The organism is Enterobacter sp. V87_3, from assembly GCF_029967835.1.
Classification (GTDB): Bacteria; Pseudomonadota; Gammaproteobacteria; order Enterobacterales; family Enterobacteriaceae; genus Enterobacter; species Enterobacter cancerogenus.
On the sequence record NZ_JASCAM010000010.1, the window covers coordinates 377,790 to 401,094 of the forward strand.

Sequence of the window (23,305 nt, forward strand, 5' to 3'; positions counted from 1 at the left end):
AATTTTATTTTTAAGCCAGAGCGCCGTAACCTTTAGCCAGACAAAGGAGAAGGTTATGTCAGAAATCACCTTACAGCATCATCGTACATTGTGGCACTTCGTGCCGGGTCTTGCGCTCAGTGCCGTCATTACCGGCGTGGCGCTCTGGGGCGGCAGCATTCCGGCGGTGGCGGGCGCAGGCTTCAGCGCCTTAACGCTGGCCATTTTAATTGGTATGGTCGTCGGGAATACCCTTTACCCGCACATCTGGAAATCCTGCGACGGTGGGGTTATTTTCGCCAAGCAGCATCTTCTGCGGCTCGGGATTATTCTCTACGGCTTTCGCCTCACGTTTTCCCAGATTGCGGACGTGGGCGTGAGCGGCATCGTCATTGATGTCCTGACGCTGAGCAGCACCTTTTTGCTGGCGTGCTTTATCGGCCAGAAGATCTTCGGGCTGGATAAGCAAACCAGCTGGCTGATTGGCGCAGGCAGCAGCATCTGCGGCGCAGCGGCGGTGCTGGCAACGGAGCCGGTGGTGAAAGCAGAGGCCAGTAAAGTCACCGTCGCGGTGGCAACGGTCGTGATCTTCGGTACCCTGGCGATTTTCCTCTACCCGGCCATGTACCCGCTGCTGGCCCACTGGTTTAGCCCTGAAACTTACGGTATCTACATCGGCTCGACCATGCATGAAGTGGCGCAGGTTGTCGCGGCGGGTCACGCCATCAACCCGGATGCGGAAAACGCTGCGGTGATCGCCAAAATGCTGCGCGTGATGATGCTGGCTCCGTTCCTGATTTTCCTGGCCGCACGCGTTAAACAGCTGGCGCCCGCTGATGGCAACCAGAAGAGTAAAATCACGATCCCGTGGTTTGCGATCCTGTTCATCGTGGTGGCGATCTTTAACTCGTTCCATCTGCTGCCAAAAGCCGTGGTGGATATGCTGGTGACGCTCGATACCGTGCTGCTGGCAATGGCGATGGCGGCGCTGGGGGTTACCACCCACGTCAGCGCGCTGAAAAAAGCCGGGGCAAAACCGCTGCTGATGGCGCTGGTACTGTTCATCTGGCTGATTGTCGGCGGTGGCGCGATTAACCTCGCGGTACACAGCCTGATGGCATAAACCACTACATCCTTCCCCTGTTAACCCGTTATCATACGCATTTCGGGTTAACAGGAATTCCCTTATGAAATATGTTGGAGCGCACGTTAGCGCTGCAGGCGGCCTGGCGAATGCCGCCATTCGCGCCGCAGAAATCGAGGCGACCGCTTTCGCCCTGTTCACCAAGAACCAGCGCCAGTGGCGTGCCGCACCGCTGACCACCGAAATGATTGATGAGTTCAAAGCCGCCTGCGAGAAATATCACTTCGGGCCGGGCCAGATCCTTCCCCACGACAGCTACCTCATTAACCTCGGCCATCCGGTTGAAGAGGCGCTGGAAAAATCCCGAGAAGCCTTCCTCGATGAAGTTCAGCGCTGCGAACAGCTCGGGCTGACGCTGCTGAATTTCCATCCGGGTAGCCATCTGAAGCAAATTGATGAAGACGCCTGTCTGGCGCGCATCGCTGAATCCATCAACATTACGCTGGACAAGACGCAGGGCGTGACGGCGGTGATTGAAAACACCGCCGGTCAGGGCAGCAACCTTGGCTTTAAGTTTGAACATCTGGCAGCGATTATCGACGGCGTGGAAGACAAAACCCGCGTGGGCGTGTGCATCGATACCTGCCACGCCTTTGCGGCGGGTTACGATCTGCGTACCACCGAGGCGTGTCAGCACACCTTCGATGAGTTCGAGCGCATCGTCGGCTTTCAGTACCTGCGTGGCATGCACTTAAACGATGCCAAAAGCGCCTTCGGCAGCCGGGTGGACCGTCACCACAGCCTGGGCGAAGGGAACATCGGTCACGATGCGTTCCGCTTTATCATGCAGGACCCGCGCTTCGACGGGATCCCGATGGTGCTGGAAACCATCAATCCCGATATCTGGGTCGAAGAGATTGCCTGGCTGAAAGCGCAGCAAACCGCCGAACAGGCGGCATAAAAAAAGCCGGGTGCTCATGCAACCCGGCTTTTTTTCATCTTACTGCTTATGCCGCTTTGGCGACGGCTTCAGCTTCCGGGCGTTTCAGCACGGCGTAAGAGAAACCCGCCACCAGCGTACCGGCGACGATCGCCAGCAGATAGCCCAGCACCGGGGTGATTGCGCCAGGGATCAGCAGCACGAACAGACCGCCGTGCGGTGCCATCAGCTTCGCACCCACCGCCATTGAGATAGCGCCGGTCACTGCGCCACCGACGATGCAGCAAGGCAGTACGCGGAATGGATCACGCGCGGCGAACGGAATCGCCCCTTCGGTGATGAAGCACAGGCCCAGCACCAGGGCAGCTTTACCGCCTTCCTGCTGTGCTTTGTCGAACTTACGACGCGCGATGATTGTCGCCAGTCCAAGCGCCAGCGGTGGCACCATACCTGCCGCCATGATCGCCGCCATTGGCGCATAGGTCTGGGTACTCAGCAGGCCAACGCCAAAGGCATAAGCCGCTTTGTTCACCGGGCCGCCCATGTCGAAACACATCATGCCACCGAGGAGTGCTCCCAGCAGAACAGCGTTCGTCGTCCCCATGGTTTGCAGCCAGTGGGTCAGCCATTCCAGAATGCCCGAAACCGGTTTACCAATCAGGTAAATCATCGCCAGACCGACCACCAGGCTGGAGAGCAGCGGGATGATCAGGATCGGTTTCAGCGCTTCCATGCTCTGCGGCAATTTCAGCTTCGAGCTGATAAGCTTCGCGACGTAACCCGCCAGGAAGCCCGCAATGATACCGCCGATAAAGCCGGAACCGGTGCTCACGGCGAGCATACCGCCGATAAGACCCGGGGTCAGACCCGGACGGTCAGCAATGGAGAAGGCAATAAAGCCTGCCAGCACCGGCACCATCAGCGCGAAGGCTGAGCCGCCACCAATCTGCATCAGCGCCGCGGCCAGGGTGCCCTGTTCCTTAAACGCTTCAATACCAAAGGCGAAGGAAAGCGCAATACACAGACCGCCCGCAACAACCATCGGCAGCATGTAGGAGACGCCGGTCAGCAGGTGGCGATACGCGCCCGCAGACTCTTTTTTCCCTTCTGTAGCGGTTTTCGCCGCGCCGGTTGCCTGATACGGCTTAGCTTCCGCCAGCGCTTTATCAAACTCCTGAGCGGTCTTTTTCAGCGCCAGGCCGGTCGAGGTACGGTACATCGGCTTACCAGCGAACTTCGCCAGATCCACTTCGATATCCGCCGCGACGATCACCAGATCCGCCTCAGCTACCTCTTCCGCCGTGATAGGGTTACCCGCGCCAACGGAACCGCGCGTTTCAACCTTCACCCACCAGCCGCGTTTTTTCGCTTCGGTTTCAATGGCTTCAGCCGCCATAAAGGTGTGCGCCACGCCCGTCGGGCAGGCCGTCACGGCAACAATACGTTTCGGGCCGGACGCCGCAATCGGCGTTTTTGTAACAGGTGCGGTGTACACCGTTGCGTGGCTTTTTGCCTCGCTCAGGAACAGCTCAGGATGTGCCACCGCGCGATTGATATCGCCCAGCCACACTTTTTTGCCGTTCAGCGCGCTGTCCGCCGGGATGCTGTCGCCCAGCACAATCGCCAGTTCGGCATCGCCCGGGTTGTCGATAATATCCAGATGTGCTTTGTGAGCCGCCGCGCCCAGCAGCGTCTTCGCCATATAGGCGCGAGCCTGTCCGAGTCCGGAGTCGATAATCAGCAGCGTTTTCATTATTCCTCTCCTGCTGTTAGTTAAAAGGTTTTAAGTCAACGCGCGCCATCATCGCGGCCAACTGGGTACGATCGGTAATACCGACGTTGCTCTGGCTGACGGCCAGGGCGGCAACGGCGGTGGCAAGACGTAACGTATGCTCGCTGGATTCACGCATCAGCAGGCCGTAAATCAGGCCGCCAACCATCGAATCCCCTGCGCCGACGGTGCTGACTACCTCAACCGACGGTGGTTTGGCGATCCATTCGCCCGAGGCGTTCACCCACAGTGCGCCTTCCGCACCGAGAGAGATCACCACGTGCGCAATACCTTGCTCGCGCAGGGCATGGGCAGCTTCAATCACATCTTTTAATTCTGGCAGCTTGCGGCCTGCCCAGATCTCCAGCTCGCGGCGGTTAGGTTTCACCAGCCATGGCGAGGCCTTGAGGCCGGCTACCAGGGCGTCACGGCTGCTGTCGAAGATAATGCACGGACACTGGCTGCGCAGGCGCGTCATCCAGTCGGTGAAGGCTTCCGGGCTGACGCCTGACGGCAGGCTGCCGCTGACGCAGACCATGTCAAACTGGCCGAGCCAGGTCAGCGAATCGTTAACGAAACGTTCCCAGTCCGATGGCGTAACCTCGAAGCCGGAGAAGTTCAGATCGGTCACTTCACCGTCTTTTTCCGTCAGCTTAACGTTGATGCGGGTACGGCCCTGAACGACCTGGAAACGGTTCGCAATGCCCAACTCGCTGAACAACTGCTGAAAACCGTCCTGGTTGTCTTTGCCGAGGAAACCGCCCACGGTGACGTCGATACCCAGATCCTTAAGGACCTTCGCGACGTTAATGCCTTTCCCTGCTGCATGCAGGCCCGTTGTGCGGACGAGGTTAACTTCGCCGCGCTCGATTTCCGGGCAGAAGCCCACCAGATCGTAAGCCGGGTTGAGGGTAATCGTAGCAACACGTCTGCTCATTATGCGCCCTCCCCCAGACCTGCCGCGATGGCGTCGCCAATCGCTTTCAGCGCCTGTTCAGCATCCGCACCCTGTGCGGTGAAACGCAGGCGGTGGCCTTTCTTCACGCCCAGCGCGACAACTTTCATCAGGCTGCGGCCATTCGCCGGTTTGCCTGAACCGTCGAGGTTGGTCACGGTGATGTCACTTTCGAACTGTTTCACCGTATTCACCAGCATGGTGCCCGGGCGGGCATGCAGGCCATGTTCATTACGTACCACAAACTCAGCACTCAACACGTCATCCGTCGGCACGTCGTCGCTGGTCAGAAGCGCCAGCACGGTGGCGGCATCAGCGTTCAGAAGTTTTTCAGCTTTATTGTTCAGGAGCAGATCGCCCAGGCGTTTCAGCACGGAAACCGGCTGTTCATCGGCCATGGCGACGGTGACGAGCATCGCAGCACGTTCACCTTCTACCTCGAAAGCGGTGGCCGCGCGGCTAACCGCAATCGCGCTGCGCAGGTTGCCTTCAGCACTGTCGTTCAGCCAGATGCCCTGACCGAGATTCAGCGGTTTGTCGTTAATGACGCGCGTCACGAAGGCCGTATCAGCGGCACCGGCCTCTTTCAGGCGACCGGCGTTCAGCGCCTGTAGCGTCACCAGATCGCTGGCGGCAACGTCCAGGGTCAGCGTTTCGTTGTCCAGCTTCAGCGCTTCGCTCTGTTTTTCACCCATCAGCAGGGCGCGCAGCTCTTCGGCGGTGGTGACAGATTTCAGTTGTTCAGCAACGGCGTCATCGCTTAACACGTGCGTCAGCTGACGCAGCAAGCCCAGGTGTTCATCACTGCTGGCGGCGATACCGATGGCGACATAAGCCACCTGGCCGTCACCCCAGACGACGCCCTGCGGGAACTGATAAACCTGAACGCCGGTTTTCAGCACCTGGTCGCGGGTGTCCGTTGTACCGTGCGGAATGGCAATGCCGTTGCCGAGGAAGGTAGACGTCTGCTGCTCGCGCGCCAGCATGCCATCAACGTAGCCTTCCGCGACGTTGCCTGCCTGTACGAGCGCGGCGGCAATCTGGCGAATGGCCTCTTCTTTATTCCCGGCCTGTTCGCCCGGGTGAATATCCTGAACAGATAACTGGAACATGGTTCTCCTCTCCTGCTGAACTTGAATCGTTTCAGCCTTAATGAGAAAAAATGCGCTAACCTGCTCCGTCAGTTCAAACAAGATAGCGCTGAAACGTTTCAAGAATTCTTGCCTTTTTCTCGAGAATGTTGCAAGAAAAGTTACATTTCGTATAACAGAATTTAGAGATGCCGCACATTTCTGTTGCAGCGAGCCATTTTTGCTGACGTTCAGCAAACGGCGTCAGCAGCTTCAGCTGAACGACTAAAATGAAATGCTATTTTGATTTTTTGTGGCGAAATTGACGGCACCCACTGTTTATTTTATGACGGGCGGCGTAAACTCCGCGGTTTTGTCATTCTCTGATTATAAAACATGCATAACACCCCCGCTGCCGCCTCACCAAAGCCCTTTGATTTGACGTCAACGGCGTTTCTGATTGTCGCTTTCCTCACCGGTATCGCGGGGGCATTACAAACACCCACGCTGAGCCTGTTTTTAACGAACGAGGTTCATGCCCGCCCGGCGATGGTTGGCTTCTTCTTTACCGGCAGCGCCATTATCGGGATCCTCGTCAGCCAGTTTCTTGCCGGCCGCTCTGACCGTAAAGGCGATCGCAAAAGCCTGATTGTGTTCTGCTGCCTGCTGGGCGTGTTCGCCTGCGTGCTGTTCGCCTGGAACCGAAACTACTTCGTTCTGCTGTTTGTCGGCGTATTCCTGAGCAGCTTTGGCTCCACCGCCAACCCGCAGATGTTCGCCCTTGCCCGCGAGCACGCCGATCGCACCGGGCGCGAAGCGGTCATGTTCAGCTCCATTCTGCGTGCCCAGGTCTCCCTGGCATGGGTGATTGGCCCGCCGCTGGCGTATGCGCTGGCGATGGGTTTTGGTTTTACGGTGATGTACCTGAGCGCCGCCGTGGCGTTTGTGGTGTGCGGCGCAATGGTATGGTTTTTCCTGCCGTCGATGCGCAAAGAGCCAAAAGTCACGACCGGCGTGCTGGAAGCGCCGCGCCGCAATCGTCGTGACGCGTTGCTGTTATTCATCATTTGTATGCTGATGTGGGGAACCAACAGTCTCTACATTATTAATATGCCGCTGTTTATTATTGACGAGCTGCACCTGCCGGAGAAACTGGCGGGCATTATGATGGGTACCGCGGCAGGTCTGGAGATCCCGACCATGCTCATCGCCGGTTATTACGCGAAGCGCTTCGGAAAGCGCTTTTTGATGCGCATTGCGGCCGTCGCCGGGCTGCTGTTCTATATCGGCATGCTGACAGTGCATAGCCCGGCGCTGCTGCTGACGTTACAGCTGCTGAACGCGATTTACATCGGGATCCTGGCGGGCATCGGGATGCTCTACTTCCAGGATCTGATGCCTGGACAGGCAGGCGCAGCCACCACCCTTTATACTAATACCACCCGCGTGGGCTGGATTATTGCCGGCTCCATGGCCGGGATCGTGGCGGAAATCTGGAATTATCACACGGTGTTCTGGATTGCGCTGGTGATGTGCGTCGTGACCATCGGGTGTCTGACGCGCATTAAAGACGTTTAGGGTGCGGTGAGGCTCTCCAGCTCAAGCAGCCAGGTCATGGCCTGTTCGCGCGTGCTGCCGCACATTCCGGCGCTGGGCTGAAGCCCGGCGCACACCTTCGGGCGCAAAGGCGAACTAAAGATCATGCACAGATTGGATTCAGAGAGCTGAACGCAGCGCGTGTTTGCCGGCTTGCCCTGCGGCATGCCGGGTATGGGGCTTGAGATGGACGGTGCGGTACAGCACGCGCCACAGTCCGGACGACAATCCATAAAGGCTCTCTGTGGGTAGAAATGCCCGCGCAGTCGGGCATCGGGCGCACAGTAACACCTTTTGTGTATTGATAGCAAAAGCCACGAATTCCTCTTGCCTGAAAGGCCGCGCGCGAGTAATTTGGCGCGATATTTTTTACCTCCCGTAAACAGGATTACTGCAATGCCAAGAGCGAACGAAATTAAGAAAGGTATGGTACTGAATTACAACGGCAAACTGCTGATTGTGAAAGATATCGATATTCAGGCCCCGAGCGCCCGCGGTGCTGCAACGCTGTATAAGATGCGTTTCGCCGACGTGCGTACCGGCCTGAAGGTTGAAGAGCGCTTCAAAGGCGACGATATCGTGGATACCGTGACCCTGACCCGTCGCTACGTTGATTTCTCCTATATCGACGGCAACGAATACGTGTTCATGGATAAAGAAGACTATACGCCGTATATCTTCACCAAAGATCAGATCGAAGAAGAGCTGCTGTTCATTCCAGAAGGTGGGATGCCGGACATGCAGGTGCTGACCTGGGATGGCGTGCTGCTGGCGCTGGAACTGCCGCAAACCGTCGATCTGGAAATTGTCGATACGGCACCGGGTATCAAAGGCGCGTCCGCGAGCGCCCGTAACAAACCGGCAACGCTGACGACCGGTCTGGTTGTTCAGGTGCCTGAGTACCTCTCAGCAGGCGAGAAAATCCGCATCCATATTGAAGAAAAACGCTATATGGGTCGTGCTGACTGATTGCGGCATTTGTCGGGCGGCGGCTTCGCCTTACCCGACCTGCAAAAACTAAAAAACCGGCTCTCAGGCCGGTTTTTTTGTAGGCCCGGTAAGCGGTAGCGCCACCGGGCAACAGAGCTTACAGCAGCTCTGGATACTTCGTCATCTTCAGCGCCAGCTCAACGCCGCGCACTTCCGCCATCCCTTTCAGGCGACCAATCGCCGAGTAGCCCGGGTTTGTTTTCTTGCGTAAATCATCCAGCATCTGATGCCCGTGATCCGGACGGAACGGAATCGGACGTACATCGCCCGCCTGCTTACGGCGAACTTCCTGCGCCAGGATCGCATCCACCACCGCCACCATATTCACGTCGCCGCCCAGGTGCGCCGCTTCGTGGAAGGTTTTCGGGTTCTCTTCCCGGCAGGTAGCGCGAAGGTGGGTGAAGTGGATCCGATCGCCAAAGATCTCGATCATCTGCACCAGGTCGTTATCCGCACGCACGCCGTAGGAGCCGGTGCACATGGTAAAGCCGTTATAGATGCTGTCGACCGTCTCTTTCAGCCACTGCATATCCTCGATCGTCGAGACAATACGCGGCAGGCCGAGGATGGGACGCGGAGGATCATCAGGATGGATAGCCAGACGCACTTTCACCTCTTCTGCGACCGGGACAATGGCGCGCAGGAAGTGGGCCATGTTGTCGCGCAGCTGGTTTTTATCGATATTACCGTACTCGGCCAGACGCGCGCGGAACTGATCCAGGGTGTACCCCTCTTCAGCCCCCGGCAGACCGGCAATGATATTGCGCGTCAGCTTTTCGTTATCGGCTTCGCTGGCGGCATCAAACCACTGCTTCGCCTGCTGCTGCTCTTCGGCGGTATAGTCCGCCTGGGCACCAGAACGTTTCAGAATGTGCAGCTCAAAGGCCGCAAAGGCAATCTGGTCAAAGCGCAGCGCTTTAGAGCCGTCTGCCATCTGGTATTCCAGATCGGTACGCGTCCAGTCCAGAATAGGCATAAAGTTATAGCAAACGGTATCAATCCCGCAGGCGGCGAGGTTACGGATGCTCTGCTGATAGTTGGCAATCCAGGTGTCGCACTCGCCGGAACGGGTTTTGATCTCTTCATGCACCGGGATGCTTTCGACCACAGACCAGGTTAAGCCCTTTTCCGCCAGCAGCGCCTGACGCTGTTTGATTTCGTCAACCGGCCACACCTGGCCGTTGGGAATGTGGTGCAGTGCCGTCACGACGCCCGTCGCGCCTGCCTGACGCACATCATCAAGCGAAACCGGATCGTTCGGTCCGTACCAACGCCAGGTTTGTTCCATCGTCCCACCCCTTAAAGTTGTTATACCAATATGAATGACTGTGTTGACGACTACCATACATGTTTAATCATGTGGGTCAATATAGCCCACGGCATTGATTGATCAAACTCACATAATCGCGATATTTACGGCTTACCAATTCTCTTTGTTGTCATATAACTTTACACTGGCATTGTTAATTAATGGTTAATCAGGTGTGTATTTCATGAAGACAATTGCCTCCACCGCGCTTCCTTCCCGTGTTCAACAGCCGCATTACGACCGTCAGTCACTGCGCTCGCGCATCGTCCATTTTGGCTTTGGTGCGTTTCATCGCGCGCATCAGGCATTGTTAACAGACCGGGTACTGAACGCAAAGGGGGGTGACTGGGGGATTTGCGAGATCAGCCTGTTCAGCGGCGACGTGCTGATGAGCCAGCTGCGCGCCCAGGACCATCTGTTTACGGTGCTGGAGAAAGGGCCTGACGGGAATCAGCCGATTATCGTCGGCGCGGTACATGAATGTCTGAATGCAAAACTCGACTCGCTGGCGGCGATCATTGAAAAATTCTGCGAACCCCAGGTGGCGATTGTTTCCCTCACCATCACTGAAAAAGGCTATTGCCTCGACCCGGCTACCGGCAGGCTGGATACGCAAAACGCCCGCATTGTCCATGACCTTGAAAATCCGTCAGAACCACATTCCGCGCCGGGTATTCTGGTCGAAGCGCTGCATCGCCGCCGCGAGCGGGGGTTGCAGCCGTTTACCGTTCTCTCCTGCGATAACATCCCGGATAACGGACATGTGGTGAAAAACGCCGTGCTCGGGATGGCGCAAAAACGCTCCCCTGAGCTTGCCGCCTGGATTGATGCGCACGTCAGCTTCCCGGGCACCATGGTCGACCGGATTGTTCCGGCCGCCACCGAGGCCTCTCTGGCCGAAATCACCCAGGCCCTTGGCGTGGACGATCCCTGCGCCATCAGCTGTGAGCCATTTATCCAGTGGGTGGTTGAAGATAACTTTGTCGCCGGACGGCCAGAGTGGGAGGTCGCAGGCGTGCAGATGGTGCAGGACGTTTTGCCCTGGGAGCAAATGAAACTGCGGATGCTGAACGGCAGCCACTCGTTTCTGGCCTACCTTGGCTACCTGGCGGGCTACGCGCATATTAATGAATGCATGGAGGATGAGCACTTCCGCGAGGCCGCCCGCCGGTTGATGCTGGACGAGCAGGCCCCTACCCTGCGCATTACGGATGTTGACCTCACCGCCTATGCCGACAGCCTGATCGACCGTTTTGCCAACCCGGCGCTTCAGCACCGGACCTGGCAGATCGCGATGGACGGCAGCCAGAAATTGCCGCAGCGGATGCTCGACGGCATTCGGGTGCATCTTGAACGTCACACTGCGTGGCCTCTGCTGGCGCTGGGCGTGGCGGGCTGGATGCGCTACGTCAGCGGCACGGATGACCAGGGAAACGTAATCGACGTTCGCGATCCGCTTAGCGAGAAAATCCGTGGCATTGTGAGCACCAGCAGCGAAGCCGATCGCGTCACCGCCCTGCTGGGGCTAAACGAGATCTTCGGCCACGACCTGCCGCAAACGCCGGCGTTCGTGGACGCAATCGTTCAGGCCTACCAGCGCCTCGTCCGCGATGGCGCGCGCCGGGCCGTTATCGAAACGTTAAATATTTAGCGATTATTGCGTTTAACGCGAACGGGGTGCCTCTCCGTTCGCGCCTCCCCTTCTCAATGTCCGTTTTTTTCGCCAGGATGATAGATTATCGGTTTAGCATTACGATTATCTCTCGGAGCACACGTGACCAAAACCAACCTCATCACCGGCTTCCTCGGTAGCGGCAAAACCACCTCCATTCTGCATTTGCTGGCAAATAAAGATCCGGCCGAAAAATGGGCCGTGCTGGTTAACGAATTTGGCGAAGTCGGTATCGACGGCGCGCTGCTGGCCAACAGCGGTGCGATGATCAAGGAGATCCCCGGCGGCTGCATGTGCTGTGTGAATGGTCTGCCGATGCAGGTGGGGCTGAACACGCTGCTCCGTCAGGGCAAACCAGACCGTCTGCTGATTGAACCCACGGGGCTGGGCCACCCGAAGCAAATTCTCGATTTACTGACCGCACCGGTTTATGAACCCTGGATCGATCTGCGCGCCACGCTTTGCCTGCTCGACCCGCGCCAGCTGCTCGATGAAAAAACGCTGAGCAATGAGAACTTCCGCGATCAGCTCGCCTCGGCAGATATCATTGTGGCGAATAAATCCGACCGCAGCACGCCCGAGAGCCAGGCAGCACTGGCGGCCTGGTGGCAACACGCGGGCGGTGGACGCCAGCGTGTCGAGACCACGCAAGGGAATATTGATGGCGCGCTGCTCGATCTTCCTCGCCTGAATCAGACAGAACTGCCATCCAGCCCCGAGCACGCGCATCATCATGGCGTGAAGCATGGCCTGGCGGCGTTAAGCCTGCCTGAGCATCAGCGCTGGCGGCGTAACCTGAACAGCGGTCAGGGGCATCAGGCCTGCGGATGGATTTTTGACGCCGACACGCAGTTTGACACCATTGGCATCCTTGAGTGGGCCAGGCTGGCCCCGGTTGAGCGTGTAAAAGGGGTGATGCGCACGCAGGACGGCCTGGTACGGATAAACCGCCAGGGCGAGGACTTCTTTATCGAAACGCAGAACGTCGCGCCGCCGGATAGCCGAATAGAGTTAATTAGTGCGGTTAACACCGACTGGAACGCACTCCAGTCCAGTCTGTTGAAGCTTCGTTTAAGTTCGGGTGGCTAACGTTGCCCCAGTTTTAACACTATGCTGAAGACTATGACGACTCGATACCCCCAGATATTACTGCTGAACGCCGCCGGGCTGGCGCTCTTTTTATCCTGGTATCTTCCGGTGAACCACGGCCTGTGGTTCCCGCTGGATTCCAGCATTTTCCATTTCTTTAATCAGGAACTGGTAAAAAGTAAGGCGTTTTTATGGCTGGTAGCGATTACCAATAACCGTGCCTTTGACGGTTGCTCGCTGCTGGCGATGGGCTGTTTAATGCTCTCCTTCTGGCTGAAAGAGGACAAAACAGGGCGTCGTCGTATCATAATGATGGGTCTGGTGATGCTGCTGACGGCGGTGGTGATCAACCAGCTGGCGCAGCATCTGATGCCGGTTAAACGCGCAAGCCCCTCCCTGTCGTTCCCGAATATTTACCGCGTGAGTGAATTGCTGCATATTTCGACAAAAGACGCTTCGAAAGACAGTTTCCCTGGCGATCACGGCATGATGCTGCTTATTTTCTCCGCCTTCATGCTGCGTTATTTCGGTAAAAAAGCCTTTGCCATTGCTCTGGCCATCGTCGTGATATTTGCATTCCCGCGCGTCATGATTGGTGCGCACTGGTTTACCGATATTGCCGTCGGCTCCCTGACGGCGGTGCTCATTGGGGCGCCATGGTGCTTAATGACCCCCTTTAGCGACCGTTTAATTGCGCTTTTCGATCGTTATATGCCCGGAAATAGCAACAAAATTAAAACAAATACCTAACCTAAATTATCATCATCCATCAGGGATCGTTTGGGATCCCTGATGCGCCTCCCCCCTTTCGCCTGTCTGGCTGTCATATTCTCGTCATCACATTCATGTTAGAAATGAATGAATTGCGCATTTAAGCAGCAACATTGACGGCATTTTGCGCTATTGCGGTTATTCACTTTCTGTATCACTTTTTCTTATAAAAAAAAGGGTATTTTTGCTCGCAATGGCCCTTGCAATCGGGTAATCTCAGACTCGTTTTGCCCCACAAAGATAATTATTACTGTGGTGAATAAATTTGTGCGCTGAGCCACAGATTTGGCCATAAAGAATTGTCTGATTGTGCGCAGGTAATTAGTCTCGTCACGTTTGGCATTTTTTATAACGATTTTTTCGTTAAGGACTTCAAGGGATAATAAACAACATGGTCAAATCTCAACCGATTTTGAGATATATCTTGCGGGGGATCCCGGCGATTGCAGTGGCGGTACTGCTTTCAGCATGTAGCACAACGAACACCGCGAAGAATATGCATCCTGAGACGCGTGTTGTGGGAATGGAAGATTCCTCTTCACTGCAAGCCTCTCAGGATGAATTTGAAAATATGGTACGTAATCTGGACGTGAAGTCCCGTATTATGGACCAGTATGCTGACTGGAAAGGCGTGCGTTATCGTCTTGGCGGCAGCACTAAGAAAGGCATTGATTGTTCCGGTTTCGTACAGCGTACCTTCCGCGAGCAATTTGGGTTAGACCTCCCGCGTTCAACCTATGAACAGCAGGTGATGGGCAAGTCGATTTCACGCACCAAACTGCGTACCGGTGATTTAGTCCTGTTCAAGGCAGGATCGACCGGCCGACATGTGGGCATCTATATCGGTAACGATCAGTTTGTTCATGCCTCCACCAGCAGCGGTGTGACCATCTCCAGCATGAACGAGCCATACTGGAAGAAGCGCTACAACGAAGCGCGCCGAGTTTTGACCCGCAGTTAATATAACTGTTGTATCGTGAGTTATCCCTTGGCTGGCGATACGATAAAGAAAGGCACTGCTTCGGCAGTGTTTTTTTTTGCCCGTTACACTGAACACATTCAGCGGCCATTCAGGAAGCACGACGTCTATGTTTACCCGCTACTTTTTCAGCAATCGCAAAATAGCGATCCTCAGTATCCTGACAGGCCTTTTCATCGCCCTGCTTATGGGTTCGATACAGTTTTTCTGGAGCTATCAGAAGCGACAGGCCAAGTTTGATACCTTGATTTCAGACCTGAGCGTGTACATGGAGGGGTATTTCGGCGAGCTGAAAACCGCTATCGATGTGCTCCAGCCGCTCACGCTGAGCAACTGCCATGATGTGAGCGGCGAGCTGACCTCGCGCGCGGCCTTTAGTATCAACGTACGCGCCTTTTTGCTGGTCCGGGACAGCAATGCGTTTTGCTCATCCGCAACCGGGCCTATGCAGGTCCCCATGCAGGAACTCATTCCTGACCTGAATATCACTAAGCAGATCGATATGGCCCTTTTGCCAGGGACGCCCATGTTACCCGGCAAGCCGGCCATCGCCATCTGGCATCGAAATCCGCTGGTGAAAGACGGCGGCGTGTTTACCTCGGTGAACCTCAACCTGGCCCCCTACCTGCTCTACACCTCTCGTCAGGACGCATTCACGGGAATTGCCGTCGTCATTGGCGATAAAGCGTTATCCACCATGTCCCCGCATCTGGTCAACGCGCGCGACCTGAATCAACATCCGGCCCGCACCGCCACGCTTAAGGCCGTGCCGATCACCATCAAAATGTATGCGCAAGCCTGGACCACGGATGAAATGCTCTTCGCCCTGTTTTTCGGCCTGGTCTGCGGGATTGCGGGAGGCTCCCTTAATTTCTACATCCTGACCATTCGCCAGAACCCGGGTAAAGAGATTTTAACCGCCATCAAGGCAGGCCAGTTCTACGTGGTCTATCAACCGGTGGTGGATGCGAAAGAGCTTAAAATGCGCGGCGTAGAGGTGCTGATGCGCTGGAAGCACCCTACCATGGGCGAAATTCCGCCTGACGCCTTTATCAACTTTGCCGAAGCCCAGAAGCTGATCGTCCCGCTGACGCTGCATCTTTTCGACCTGATTATTCGCGATGCGCCGGTTTTACAAACGCTTTTACCGCCCGGCGCGAAGCTCGGGATCAACATCGCGCCAGGGCACCTGCACGCCGACAGCTTTAAAGACGATATGCGAACCTTTACCAGCCTGCTGCCTCCAGATCATTTCCAGACCGTACTGGAGATTACCGAGCGCGATATGATCAACCATCATCAGGCCAATACGCTGTTTGAGTGGCTGCACAACGAAGGGTTTGAGATAGCCATCGACGACTTCGGGACCGGGCACAGCGCGCTTATCTATCTTGAGCGTTTCACCATGGACTACATCAAAATCGACCGCGGCTTTGTTAACGCCATTGGGACAGAAACCGTGACCTCCCCCGTACTTGATGCCGTGCTGACACTGGCGAGGCGGTTAAATATGTCCACCGTCGCGGAAGGTGTGGAAACCCCCGAGCAGGCGGCCTGGCTGCGGGAGCACGGAGTGAACTTCCTGCAGGGCTACTGGATTAGCCGCCCGATGCCGCTGGAGCAATTCAGCCAGTGGACGCCGGATATGCCGCAACCCCGCGAATAATTTCACAATCGCGTCGGCGTCACTTATTATTCAGCTTATCTGAGCCATTCGATACAAAGAGGGACCGCGGCTGATGGTGATGCGCGTAATACTGATGCTAATGGCATTCTTGTGCCTGCCCGCTCAGGCACAGACAATCAAAGAGAGCAGCGCGTTTGCCGTTATTGGCGAGCCGAAATATGCCGTTAACTTCACCCACTTTGATTACGTCAACCCCGCCGCGCCTAAAGGGGGAAACGTCACCCTTTCCGCCACCGGCACCTTCGATAACTTTAACCGCTACGCGCTGCGCGGCGTGGCGGCTGCGCGCACCGAGTCGCTCTACGATACCCTTTTTATCACCTCCGACGACGAACCGGGCAGCTACTATCCCCTGGTGGCGGACAATGTCCGTTATGCGGATGATTTTGCCTGGGCTGAAGTGTCGATTAACCCCCGCGCGCGTTTTCATGACGGCACGCCGGTAAAAGCCAGCGACATCGCCTTCACGTTCCATAAGTTTATGACCGAGGGCGTGCCGCAGTTTCGCCTGGTGTATAAAGGCACCACCATTAAGGCCATCGCACCGCTTACCGTGCGTATCGAACTGAGCGAGCCGAATAAAGAGAACATGCTGAGCCTGTTCTCCCTGCCGGTGATGCCGGAATCCTTCTGGAAGAACCATAAGCTCAGCGATCCGCTCTCCGTGCCGCCGCTGGCGGGTGGCCCCTACCGCATCACCGCCTGGCGGATGGGTCAGTATCTGGTCTATTCCCGCGTCAAAGACTACTGGGCCGCCGATCTGCCCGTCAACCGCGGGCGCTGGAACTTCGATACCCTCCGCTACGATTACTACCTGGATGATAACGTCGCGTTTGAGGCGTTCAAAGCCGGTGCCTTTGATTTACGCCTCGAGAGCAGCGCCAAAAACTGGGCGACCCGCTACATCGGCAAGAACTTCGCTAAAAAGTACATCGTCAAAGACGAACACAAAAATGAGTCTGCCCAGGACACGCGCTGGCTGGCGTTTAATATCCAGCGTCCGGTCTTTGCCGACCGACGGGTCCGCGAGGCGATAACCCTGGCGTTTGATTTTGAATGGATGAACAAAGCGCTCTTTTACGGTGCCTACAGCCGCGCCAACAGTTATTTCCAGAATACGGAATATGCCGCCCGCGATTATCCCAATGCGGACGAGCTGGTCCTGCTGGCCCCGCTGAAAGCTGAACTGCCTCCCGAGGTGTTTACCTCCGTCTTTACCCCGCCGGTGTCGGACGGCAATGGCTTCGATCGCGATAACCTCCTGAAGGCCAGCCGGTTGCTGGACGCGGCGGGCTGGCCGCTTAAAAATCAAAAGCGGATCAACGCAAAAACCGGGAAACCGCTGAGCTTTGAGCTACTGCTCTCCTCGGGTGCTGATAACCAGTGGGTGATGCCGTTTAAACAGAACCTTGAACGCCTGGGCGTGACCCTGAATATTCGTCAGGTGGATAATGCGCAGATCACCAACCGCATGCGCAGCCGTGATTACGATATGATGCAGCGCCTGTGGTCCGCCCAGCCCTGGCCGAGCAGCGACCTGCAGATCGCCTGGGCCTCGAACTATATTGACTCGAGTTATAACGCGCCAGGGGTGAAAAGCCCGGCCATCGATGCCCTCATCGCCAAAATTATTGCGGCACAGGGCGATAAAGACAAACTGCTTCCCCTGGGCCGGGCGCTTGACCGGGTGTTAACCTGGAACTATTACATGCTGCCGATGTGGTACATGGGTGAAGATCGTACGGCCCGCTGGGATAAATTCTCCCTGCCGTCCGTGCGCCCCATTTATTCACTGGGTTTTGATACCTGGTGGTATGACGTGAATAAGGCCGCGAAGCTCCCTGCCGAGCGGCGCTAAGGAATAACCATGGGTGCTTACCTGATCCGTCGTCTGCTGCTGGTTATTCCAACGCTGTGGGCCATCATCACCATCAACTTTTTTATCGTGCAAATTGCGCCCGGCGGCCCGGTGGATCAAGCGATCGCGGCCGTGGAATTTGGCAACAGCGGCGCGATACCGGGCGGCGGCGGGGAAGGTTTAGGCGCAAGCCATGCCAGAACCGGCGTGGGTAATATCAGCGACAGCCATTACCGGGGCGGGCGCGGGCTGGATCCGGAGGTGATCGCCGAGATCACCCAGCGCTACGGCTTTGATAAGCCGCTGCACGAGCGTTATTTCACCATGCTGTGGAACTACGTGCGTTTTGATTTTGGCGACAGCCTGTTTCGCAGCGCCTCGGTCCTGACCCTGATTAAGCAGAGCCTGCCGGTGTCGGTCACGCTGGGTCTGTGGGGGACGCTGATCATCTATCTGGTGTCGATTCCGCTGGGGATCCGTAAAGCGGTCCACAACGGCAGCCGCTTTGATATCTGGAGCAGCACGTTCATCATTGTGGGTTATGCGATCCCGGCGTTTTTGTTTGCCGTGCTGCTGATTGTCTTTTTCGCTGGCGGCAGTTACTTCGATATCTTCCCGCTTCGCGGGCTGGTGTCAGCCGACTTCAGCACCCTGCCGTGGTATAAAAAAATCACCGACTATTTCTGGCATATCACTTTGCCGGTGCTGGCGACGGTGATTGGCGGCTTTGCGGCGCTGACGATGCTGACCAAAAATGCGTTTCTCGATGAGATCCGCAAACAGTACGTGGTCACCGCGCGCGCCAAGGGCGTCGGTGAAAAGCAGATCATGTGGAAACACGTTTTCCGCAACGCCATGCTGCTGGTGATTGCAGGCTTTCCGGCCACCTTCATCAGCATGTTTTTTACCGGTTCGCTGCTGATAGAGGTGATGTTCTCCCTGAATGGCCTGGGGCTGCTGGGCTACGAAGCGACCGTCTCTCGCGATTATCCGGTGATGTTTGGCACACTCTACATCTTCACCCTGATTGGCCTGCTGCTGAATATCATTAGCGATATCAGCTATACGCTGGTCGATCCCCGTATCGACTTTGAGGGCCGCTGATGCCGCACTTAAGCCCCGTTAATCAGGCCCGCTGGGCGCGCTTTCGTCATAACCGCCGCGGCTATTGGTCATTGTGGATCTTCGCCGTGCTGTTCACGCTGAGCATGTGTTCGGAGCTGATTGCCAACGATAAACCCTTGCTGGTGCACTTCAACGACCGCTGGTACATGCCCGTGCTGGCTAACTACAGCGAAAGCGATTTTGGCGGGCCCTTTGCCACACCGGCGCAATATCAGGATCCCTGGCTGCGTCAGCATATCGAGCAACACGGCTGGGCGCTGTGGGCACCGATTCGCTTTGGCGCAAACAGCATCAATTACGCCACCCAGACCCCCTTCCCTTCTCCACCCTCCCGGCAAAACTGGCTGGGCACCGATGCCAACGGCGGTGATGTGCTGGCGCGCATCCTCTATGGCACGCGGATCTCGATCCTCTTTGGGCTGATGCTGACGCTGTTTTCCAGCGTCATGGGCGTCGTGGCGGGCGCCATTCAGGGCTATTACGGGGGCAAGGTCGATCTCTGGGGCCAGCGTATCATTGAGGTCTGGTCCGGCATGCCGACCCTGTTTTTAATCATTCTGCTTTCAAGCGTGGTCCAGCCAAACTTCTGGTGGCTGCTGGGGATCACCGTTCTGTTTGGCTGGATGGCGCTGGTGGGCGTGGTGCGCGCGGAGTTTCTGCGAACCCGCAATTACGACTATATCCGCGCCGCCCAGGTTCTGGGCGTGAGCGACAGCGGGATCATCTTCCGCCATATGTTGCCCAACGCCGTGGTGGCAACCCTCACCTTCCTGCCGTTTATTTTGTGCAGCTCCATTACCACCCTGACCTCGCTTGATTTTCTCGGGTTCGGGTTACCGCCCGGCTCCCCGTCGCTCGGCGAACTGCTGCTGCAGGGCAAGAATAATCTTCAGGCGCCGTGGCTGGGCATCACCGCCTTCCTCTCGGTGGCTATATTGCTCTCGCTGCTGATCTTCATTGGCGAAGCCGTGCGCGACGCGTTTGATCCTAACAAGGCGGTATAAGATGACGCAGCCTCTTCTGAGTATTGATCACCTGTCGATTGCGTTTTCCAGGCAGGGCGAAACGCGCACGGTGGTCACGGATTTGTCTTTGCAGATCCAGCGCGGTGAAACCCTGGCGCTGGTGGGCGAGTCCGGTTCCGGCAAGAGCGTTTCGGCGCTCTCGGTGCTGCGCCTGCTCCCATCCCCGCCGGTCAGTTATCCCCAGGGCGATATTCTGTTTCACGGCAGCTCGCTGCTTCACGCCGATGAGCAGACCCTGCGCGGGATCCGCGGCAATAAAATTGCCATGATTTTTCAGGAACCGATGGTGTCGCTCAACCCGCTGCACACCCTGGAAAAACAGCTGTATGAAGTGCTGTCCCTGCACCGGGGCATGCGTAAAGAGGCGGCGCGAGGAGAGATCCTGGACTGCCTTGAGCGTACCGGCATACGTCACGCGGCCAAACGGCTAAGCGATTACCCCCACCAGCTCTCCGGCGGTGAGCGCCAGCGCGTGATGATCGCCATGGCCCTGCTCACCCGCCCGGAACTGCTGATTGCCGATGAGCCGACAACCGCTCTGGACGTCACGGTGCAGGCGCAGATCCTGCACCTGCTGCGCGAGCTGCGTGACGAGCTGAACATGAGCCTGCTGTTTATCACCCACAACCTGAGCATTGTGAAAAAGCTGGCGGACAGCGTGGCCGTTATGCAAAACGGACGCTGCGTTGAGCAAAACCGCGCCGCCGCCCTGCTCAGTGCTCCACAGCACCCGTATACGCAGCGCCTGCTGGATAGCGAACCGTCAGGCGATCCGGTCCCCCTGCGCGCAGACAGCGTGCCGATATTGCAGGTGAAGGATCTCGCCGTCTCGTTTCCGGTGCGCAAAGGCATACTGCGGCGCGTCGTTGACCACACAATTGTGCTAAAAAACGTCAGTTTTTCGCTGCGACCGGGGGAATCGCTCGGGCTGGTTGGCGAGTCAGGCTCGGGTAAAAGCACCACCGGCCTGGCGCTGCTGCGCTTAATTGCCTCACGGGGGGATATTATTTTCGACGGTATGCCACTGCACGACTGGAACCGTCGTCAGATGCTTCCCGTGCGTCCGCGTATGCAGGTTGTTTTTCAGGATCCGAATTCGTCGCTCAACCCACGCCTGAGCGTGTTGCAAATCATCGAAGAGGGGCTGCGCGTTCATCGCCCTGAACTGACGACCCGGCAGCGCGAAGACGACGTGATGCGCGTGATGGTGGAGGTAGGCCTGGATCCCGACACGCGGCATCGCTACCCGGCTGAATTTTCCGGCGGACAGCGCCAGCGCATTGCGATAGCCCGCGCGCTTATCTTAAAACCGGAGCTGATCATTCTTGATGAGCCAACGTCTTCACTCGACAGAACGGTGCAGGCGCAGATCCTGGCACTGCTAAAAGACTTGCAGGAAAAGCACCGCCTTGCCTATATCTTCATCAGTCATGATTTACAGGTGGTGCGTGCGCTGTGCCATCAGGTGATTGTGCTTCGTCAGGGAGAGGTTGTCGAGCAGGGGGAGTGTCAACGCATTTTCGCCGCGCCAACGCAAAACTATACGCGCCAGCTGCTGCAGGCAGACTAGCGCTTAGAAGGGATAGTGACCAGAGAAAGGCTCGGCAATCGCCACGCCAAAGTTTTTCAGTCGACAGGTGGCGGCAAATTCGTCCTGGCTGTTGACGAACAGGCAAGGCTCGCCTTCGCACTCCAGCACGGAGCTGACCACTTCGATATCCGTCAACGCCTGGCTAAGACGTTCCATTACCGGCCATGCGTTTTCATCGCTCGGGCTTAGCAGCTTAAGCGCAACCAGACAATTCTCGCACTCTTTACCACTTTGCGGAATCGGTTCAACTTTTGAACCTGCAAAACCTGCCGACCAGCGATAGCTCTGGGGCAAGCGATGGACAATGGAGAGTTGTAATGTATTCACGTTCGTTCCCCGGAAGCAAAATTTACTTCACAATTTATTTACATTTATAGTAACACATCATCGCTAACCTGCACTGTTCAGCGCTTTTTATAGGAGTGGCAGCCTCGCGTCGGGGCTATATGTACCCGTTTCTGCGATCTAACTCAACCTTTTTAAATACAATGATGTGACTTTTTACACAAATAGATTTTACATAAAAGAAACAAACAGAGGGTAAACGAACGGGGGTTTGGTTGACATGTGTCAAAAAAAAGGCCCGAGTTGGGCCTTATTTGTGCGCTAGTTCGCGACTTTTCGCGACCGGCTGGCGTACAGGTAAAAAAGAACCGAGCTTGTGGCGCAGAAAGCGATGGCCCAGAGCATCGGCCAGGCCGTGTTAAAGGTCGCCAGCGAGAGCAGCGCCCCCACAATCGCGCCGATGCCGAAGCGGAAGGTCCCCGCCAGCGACGATGCCGTTCCTGCCATGTGGGGAAACTCGTCGAGGATCACCGCCATCGCATTGGAGGAGATCATCGACACACAGCCGACAAACGCCGCAACCCCTATCACCAGCGCCCAGAAACCGACGCCAAAGAAGGCACTCACCACCAGCCATATCGCCATCACGAACTGGATCCACAGCCCGGCGCGGAACATATTCAACGCCCCAACGCGCCGTACGAAGCGGCTGTTAATGATGGTCATCACAAACAGGAACACGATGTTCAGCGCGAAGTAATAGCCAAAGTGCTGCGGGGAGACGTGGTTCAGCTCAATGTAGACAAACGGCCCGGCGCTCAGGAACGAGAACATCCCGGCGAAGCTGAAGCCGCTTGCCAGCATGTAGCTCAGCACGCGCTTGTGGCGGAACAGAGAAGCGAAGTTCCCGAGCGTGGTACGGATGTGGAACTTCTGCCGACGCTCAACGGGCAGCGTTTCATCAATAAAGAAGAAAATCATCGCCGACGCCAGCAGCGCGGCAATGGCCAGGATCCAGAAAATCGCATGCCAGCTGAACCACACCAGCACCGCGCCGCCCACCATTGGCGCAACCAGCGGGGCAATGGTGGTCACCAGCATGACAAACGACATCATGCGGGAGAACTCTTCTTTCGGGTAGATATCACGCATCAGGGCGTTAATCACCACGCTTGCCGCAGCTGCCGCCAGGCCGTGGAAAAAGCGCATGACGATCAGGTGATCGATTGTCTGCGCCAGGGCACAGGCCACCGCTGCGCCAGCAAAGATTAACGTCCCGCCAAGGATAACCGGTTTACGCCCGAGGCTGTCTGCCAGCGGTCCGTACAGCAGCTGACCGATAGCAAAACCGAGAATATAGGTGCTGAGCGTCATCTGGGCGCTGCCCGCCGGTACGCCAAACTGCTCGGAAATCACTGGCAGCGCGGGGAGATACATATCGATAGACAGCGGCATCAGCATGGCCAGCAGGCCAAGAATGAAGACGATTTTGAAAGACGAGTGTGGCCTGGTGGTCACAGGGTTCTCCT

Annotated in this window: 20 protein-coding genes; 13 read left to right on the forward strand and 7 right to left on the reverse strand. The window is 56.7% G+C overall.

Annotated features, from left to right (window positions below; genetic code table 11):
• The first annotated feature begins 55 nt into the window (after positions 1-55).
• Positions 56-1,102, forward strand: coding sequence for a YeiH family protein (locus QLG21_RS02460; RefSeq protein WP_153688092.1), 1,047 nt, complete (start codon positions 56-58; stop codon positions 1,100-1,102).
• Positions 1,103-1,166: 64 nt separating this feature from the next.
• Positions 1,167-2,024, forward strand: coding sequence for a deoxyribonuclease IV (nfo, locus tag QLG21_RS02465; RefSeq protein ID WP_088208082.1), 858 nt, complete (start codon positions 1,167-1,169; stop codon positions 2,022-2,024).
• 46 nt (positions 2,025-2,070) lie between these two features.
• Here nfo and fruA read toward each other — a convergent pair whose 3' ends face one another.
• Genes fruA through fruB form a run of 3 tightly spaced genes read right to left on the reverse strand, consistent with a single transcriptional unit; the run spans position 2,071 to position 5,841 of the window.
• Positions 2,071-3,756, reverse strand: coding sequence for a PTS fructose transporter subunit IIBC (gene fruA / locus QLG21_RS02470; RefSeq protein ID WP_282483829.1), 1,686 nt, complete (start codon positions 3,754-3,756; stop codon positions 2,071-2,073).
• Positions 3,757-3,772: 16 nt separating this feature from the next.
• Positions 3,773-4,711, reverse strand: coding sequence for a 1-phosphofructokinase (fruK, locus tag QLG21_RS02475; protein WP_006176431.1), 939 nt, complete (start codon positions 4,709-4,711; stop codon positions 3,773-3,775).
• The gene (gene fruB, locus QLG21_RS02480; RefSeq protein WP_058609899.1) at positions 4,711-5,841 is read right to left on the reverse strand and encodes a fused PTS fructose transporter subunit IIA/HPr protein; all 1,131 of its coding nucleotides are present in this window, start codon (positions 5,839-5,841) and stop codon (positions 4,711-4,713) included. The genes fruK and fruB overlap by 1 nt, the downstream gene beginning before the upstream one ends.
• A gap of 354 nt (positions 5,842-6,195) precedes the next feature.
• Here fruB and setB point away from each other — a divergent pair, with 354 nt between their 5' ends.
• On the forward strand, positions 6,196-7,377 hold the full coding sequence (gene setB / locus QLG21_RS02485; RefSeq protein WP_282483830.1) for a sugar efflux transporter SetB: 1,182 nt from the start codon (positions 6,196-6,198) through the stop codon (positions 7,375-7,377).
• Here setB and QLG21_RS02490 read toward each other — a convergent pair.
• On the reverse strand, positions 7,374-7,628 hold the full coding sequence (locus QLG21_RS02490; protein ID WP_042320278.1) for a YkgJ family cysteine cluster protein: 255 nt from the start codon (positions 7,626-7,628) through the stop codon (positions 7,374-7,376). The two genes, setB and QLG21_RS02490, sit on opposite strands and share 4 nt — an antisense overlap.
• Before the next feature lie 163 nt (positions 7,629-7,791).
• On the opposite strand from QLG21_RS02490, the gene yeiP reads away from it, so the two are divergent.
• Positions 7,792-8,364 carry an elongation factor P-like protein YeiP gene (yeiP, locus tag QLG21_RS02495; RefSeq protein ID WP_006176435.1) on the forward strand — a complete coding sequence of 191 codons (573 nt, stop codon included), beginning with the start codon at positions 7,792-7,794 and terminating at the stop codon, positions 8,362-8,364.
• 118 nt (positions 8,365-8,482) lie between these two features.
• On the opposite strand, the gene uxuA is transcribed toward yeiP, so the two are convergent.
• Positions 8,483-9,673 carry a mannonate dehydratase gene (uxuA, locus tag QLG21_RS02500; RefSeq protein WP_282483831.1) on the reverse strand — a complete coding sequence of 397 codons (1,191 nt, stop codon included), beginning with the start codon at positions 9,671-9,673 and terminating at the stop codon, positions 8,483-8,485.
• 205 nt (positions 9,674-9,878) lie between these two features.
• Here uxuA and QLG21_RS02505 point away from each other — a divergent pair, with 205 nt between their 5' ends.
• The 9 genes from QLG21_RS02505 (at position 9,879) to yejF (ending at position 21,470) form a co-directional block, all read left to right on the forward strand.
• The gene (locus tag QLG21_RS02505; RefSeq protein ID WP_282483832.1) at positions 9,879-11,345 is read left to right on the forward strand and encodes a fructuronate reductase; all 1,467 of its coding nucleotides are present in this window, start codon (positions 9,879-9,881) and stop codon (positions 11,343-11,345) included.
• Between the two features lie 123 nt (positions 11,346-11,468).
• Positions 11,469-12,455: a GTP-binding protein gene (locus QLG21_RS02510; RefSeq protein ID WP_006176438.1), complete on the forward strand. Its 987-nt coding sequence runs from the start codon at positions 11,469-11,471 to the stop codon at positions 12,453-12,455.
• A 33-nt stretch (positions 12,456-12,488) separates the two neighbouring features.
• Complete coding sequence (locus tag QLG21_RS02515) at positions 12,489-13,205, forward strand: phosphatase PAP2 family protein (RefSeq protein WP_282483833.1); 717 nt, start codon at positions 12,489-12,491, stop codon at positions 13,203-13,205.
• Between the two features lie 412 nt (positions 13,206-13,617).
• Positions 13,618-14,187 carry a bifunctional murein DD-endopeptidase/murein LD-carboxypeptidase gene (gene mepS, locus QLG21_RS02520; RefSeq protein WP_006176441.1) on the forward strand — a complete coding sequence of 190 codons (570 nt, stop codon included), beginning with the start codon at positions 13,618-13,620 and terminating at the stop codon, positions 14,185-14,187.
• A gap of 127 nt (positions 14,188-14,314) precedes the next feature.
• The gene (locus QLG21_RS02525; RefSeq protein ID WP_282483834.1) at positions 14,315-15,871 is read left to right on the forward strand and encodes a cyclic di-GMP phosphodiesterase; all 1,557 of its coding nucleotides are present in this window, start codon (positions 14,315-14,317) and stop codon (positions 15,869-15,871) included.
• Between the two features lie 73 nt (positions 15,872-15,944).
• A complete protein-coding gene (locus QLG21_RS02530; protein WP_282483835.1) occupies positions 15,945-17,750 on the forward strand; it encodes an extracellular solute-binding protein in 1,806 nt (601 codons plus the stop codon).
• 9 nt (positions 17,751-17,759) lie between these two features.
• Entirely contained in the window at positions 17,760-18,854 is a 1,095-nt protein-coding gene (locus QLG21_RS02535) for a microcin C ABC transporter permease YejB (RefSeq protein WP_006176444.1), read from the forward strand.
• Positions 18,854-19,879, forward strand: coding sequence for an ABC transporter permease (locus tag QLG21_RS02540; protein WP_282483836.1), 1,026 nt, complete (start codon positions 18,854-18,856; stop codon positions 19,877-19,879). The genes QLG21_RS02535 and QLG21_RS02540 overlap by 1 nt, the downstream gene beginning before the upstream one ends.
• A 1-nt stretch (position 19,880) precedes the next feature.
• A complete protein-coding gene (gene yejF / locus QLG21_RS02545) occupies positions 19,881-21,470 on the forward strand; it encodes a microcin C ABC transporter ATP-binding protein YejF (protein WP_282483837.1) in 1,590 nt (529 codons plus the stop codon).
• 3 nt (positions 21,471-21,473) lie between these two features.
• Here yejF and QLG21_RS02550 read toward each other — a convergent pair whose 3' ends face one another.
• On the reverse strand, positions 21,474-21,818 hold the full coding sequence (locus tag QLG21_RS02550; RefSeq protein ID WP_042320285.1) for a YejG family protein: 345 nt from the start codon (positions 21,816-21,818) through the stop codon (positions 21,474-21,476).
• Between the two features lie 279 nt (positions 21,819-22,097).
• The gene (locus QLG21_RS02555; RefSeq protein WP_058609838.1) at positions 22,098-23,294 is read right to left on the reverse strand and encodes a Bcr/CflA family multidrug efflux MFS transporter; all 1,197 of its coding nucleotides are present in this window, start codon (positions 23,292-23,294) and stop codon (positions 22,098-22,100) included.
• Positions 23,295-23,305 lie beyond the last annotated feature (11 nt).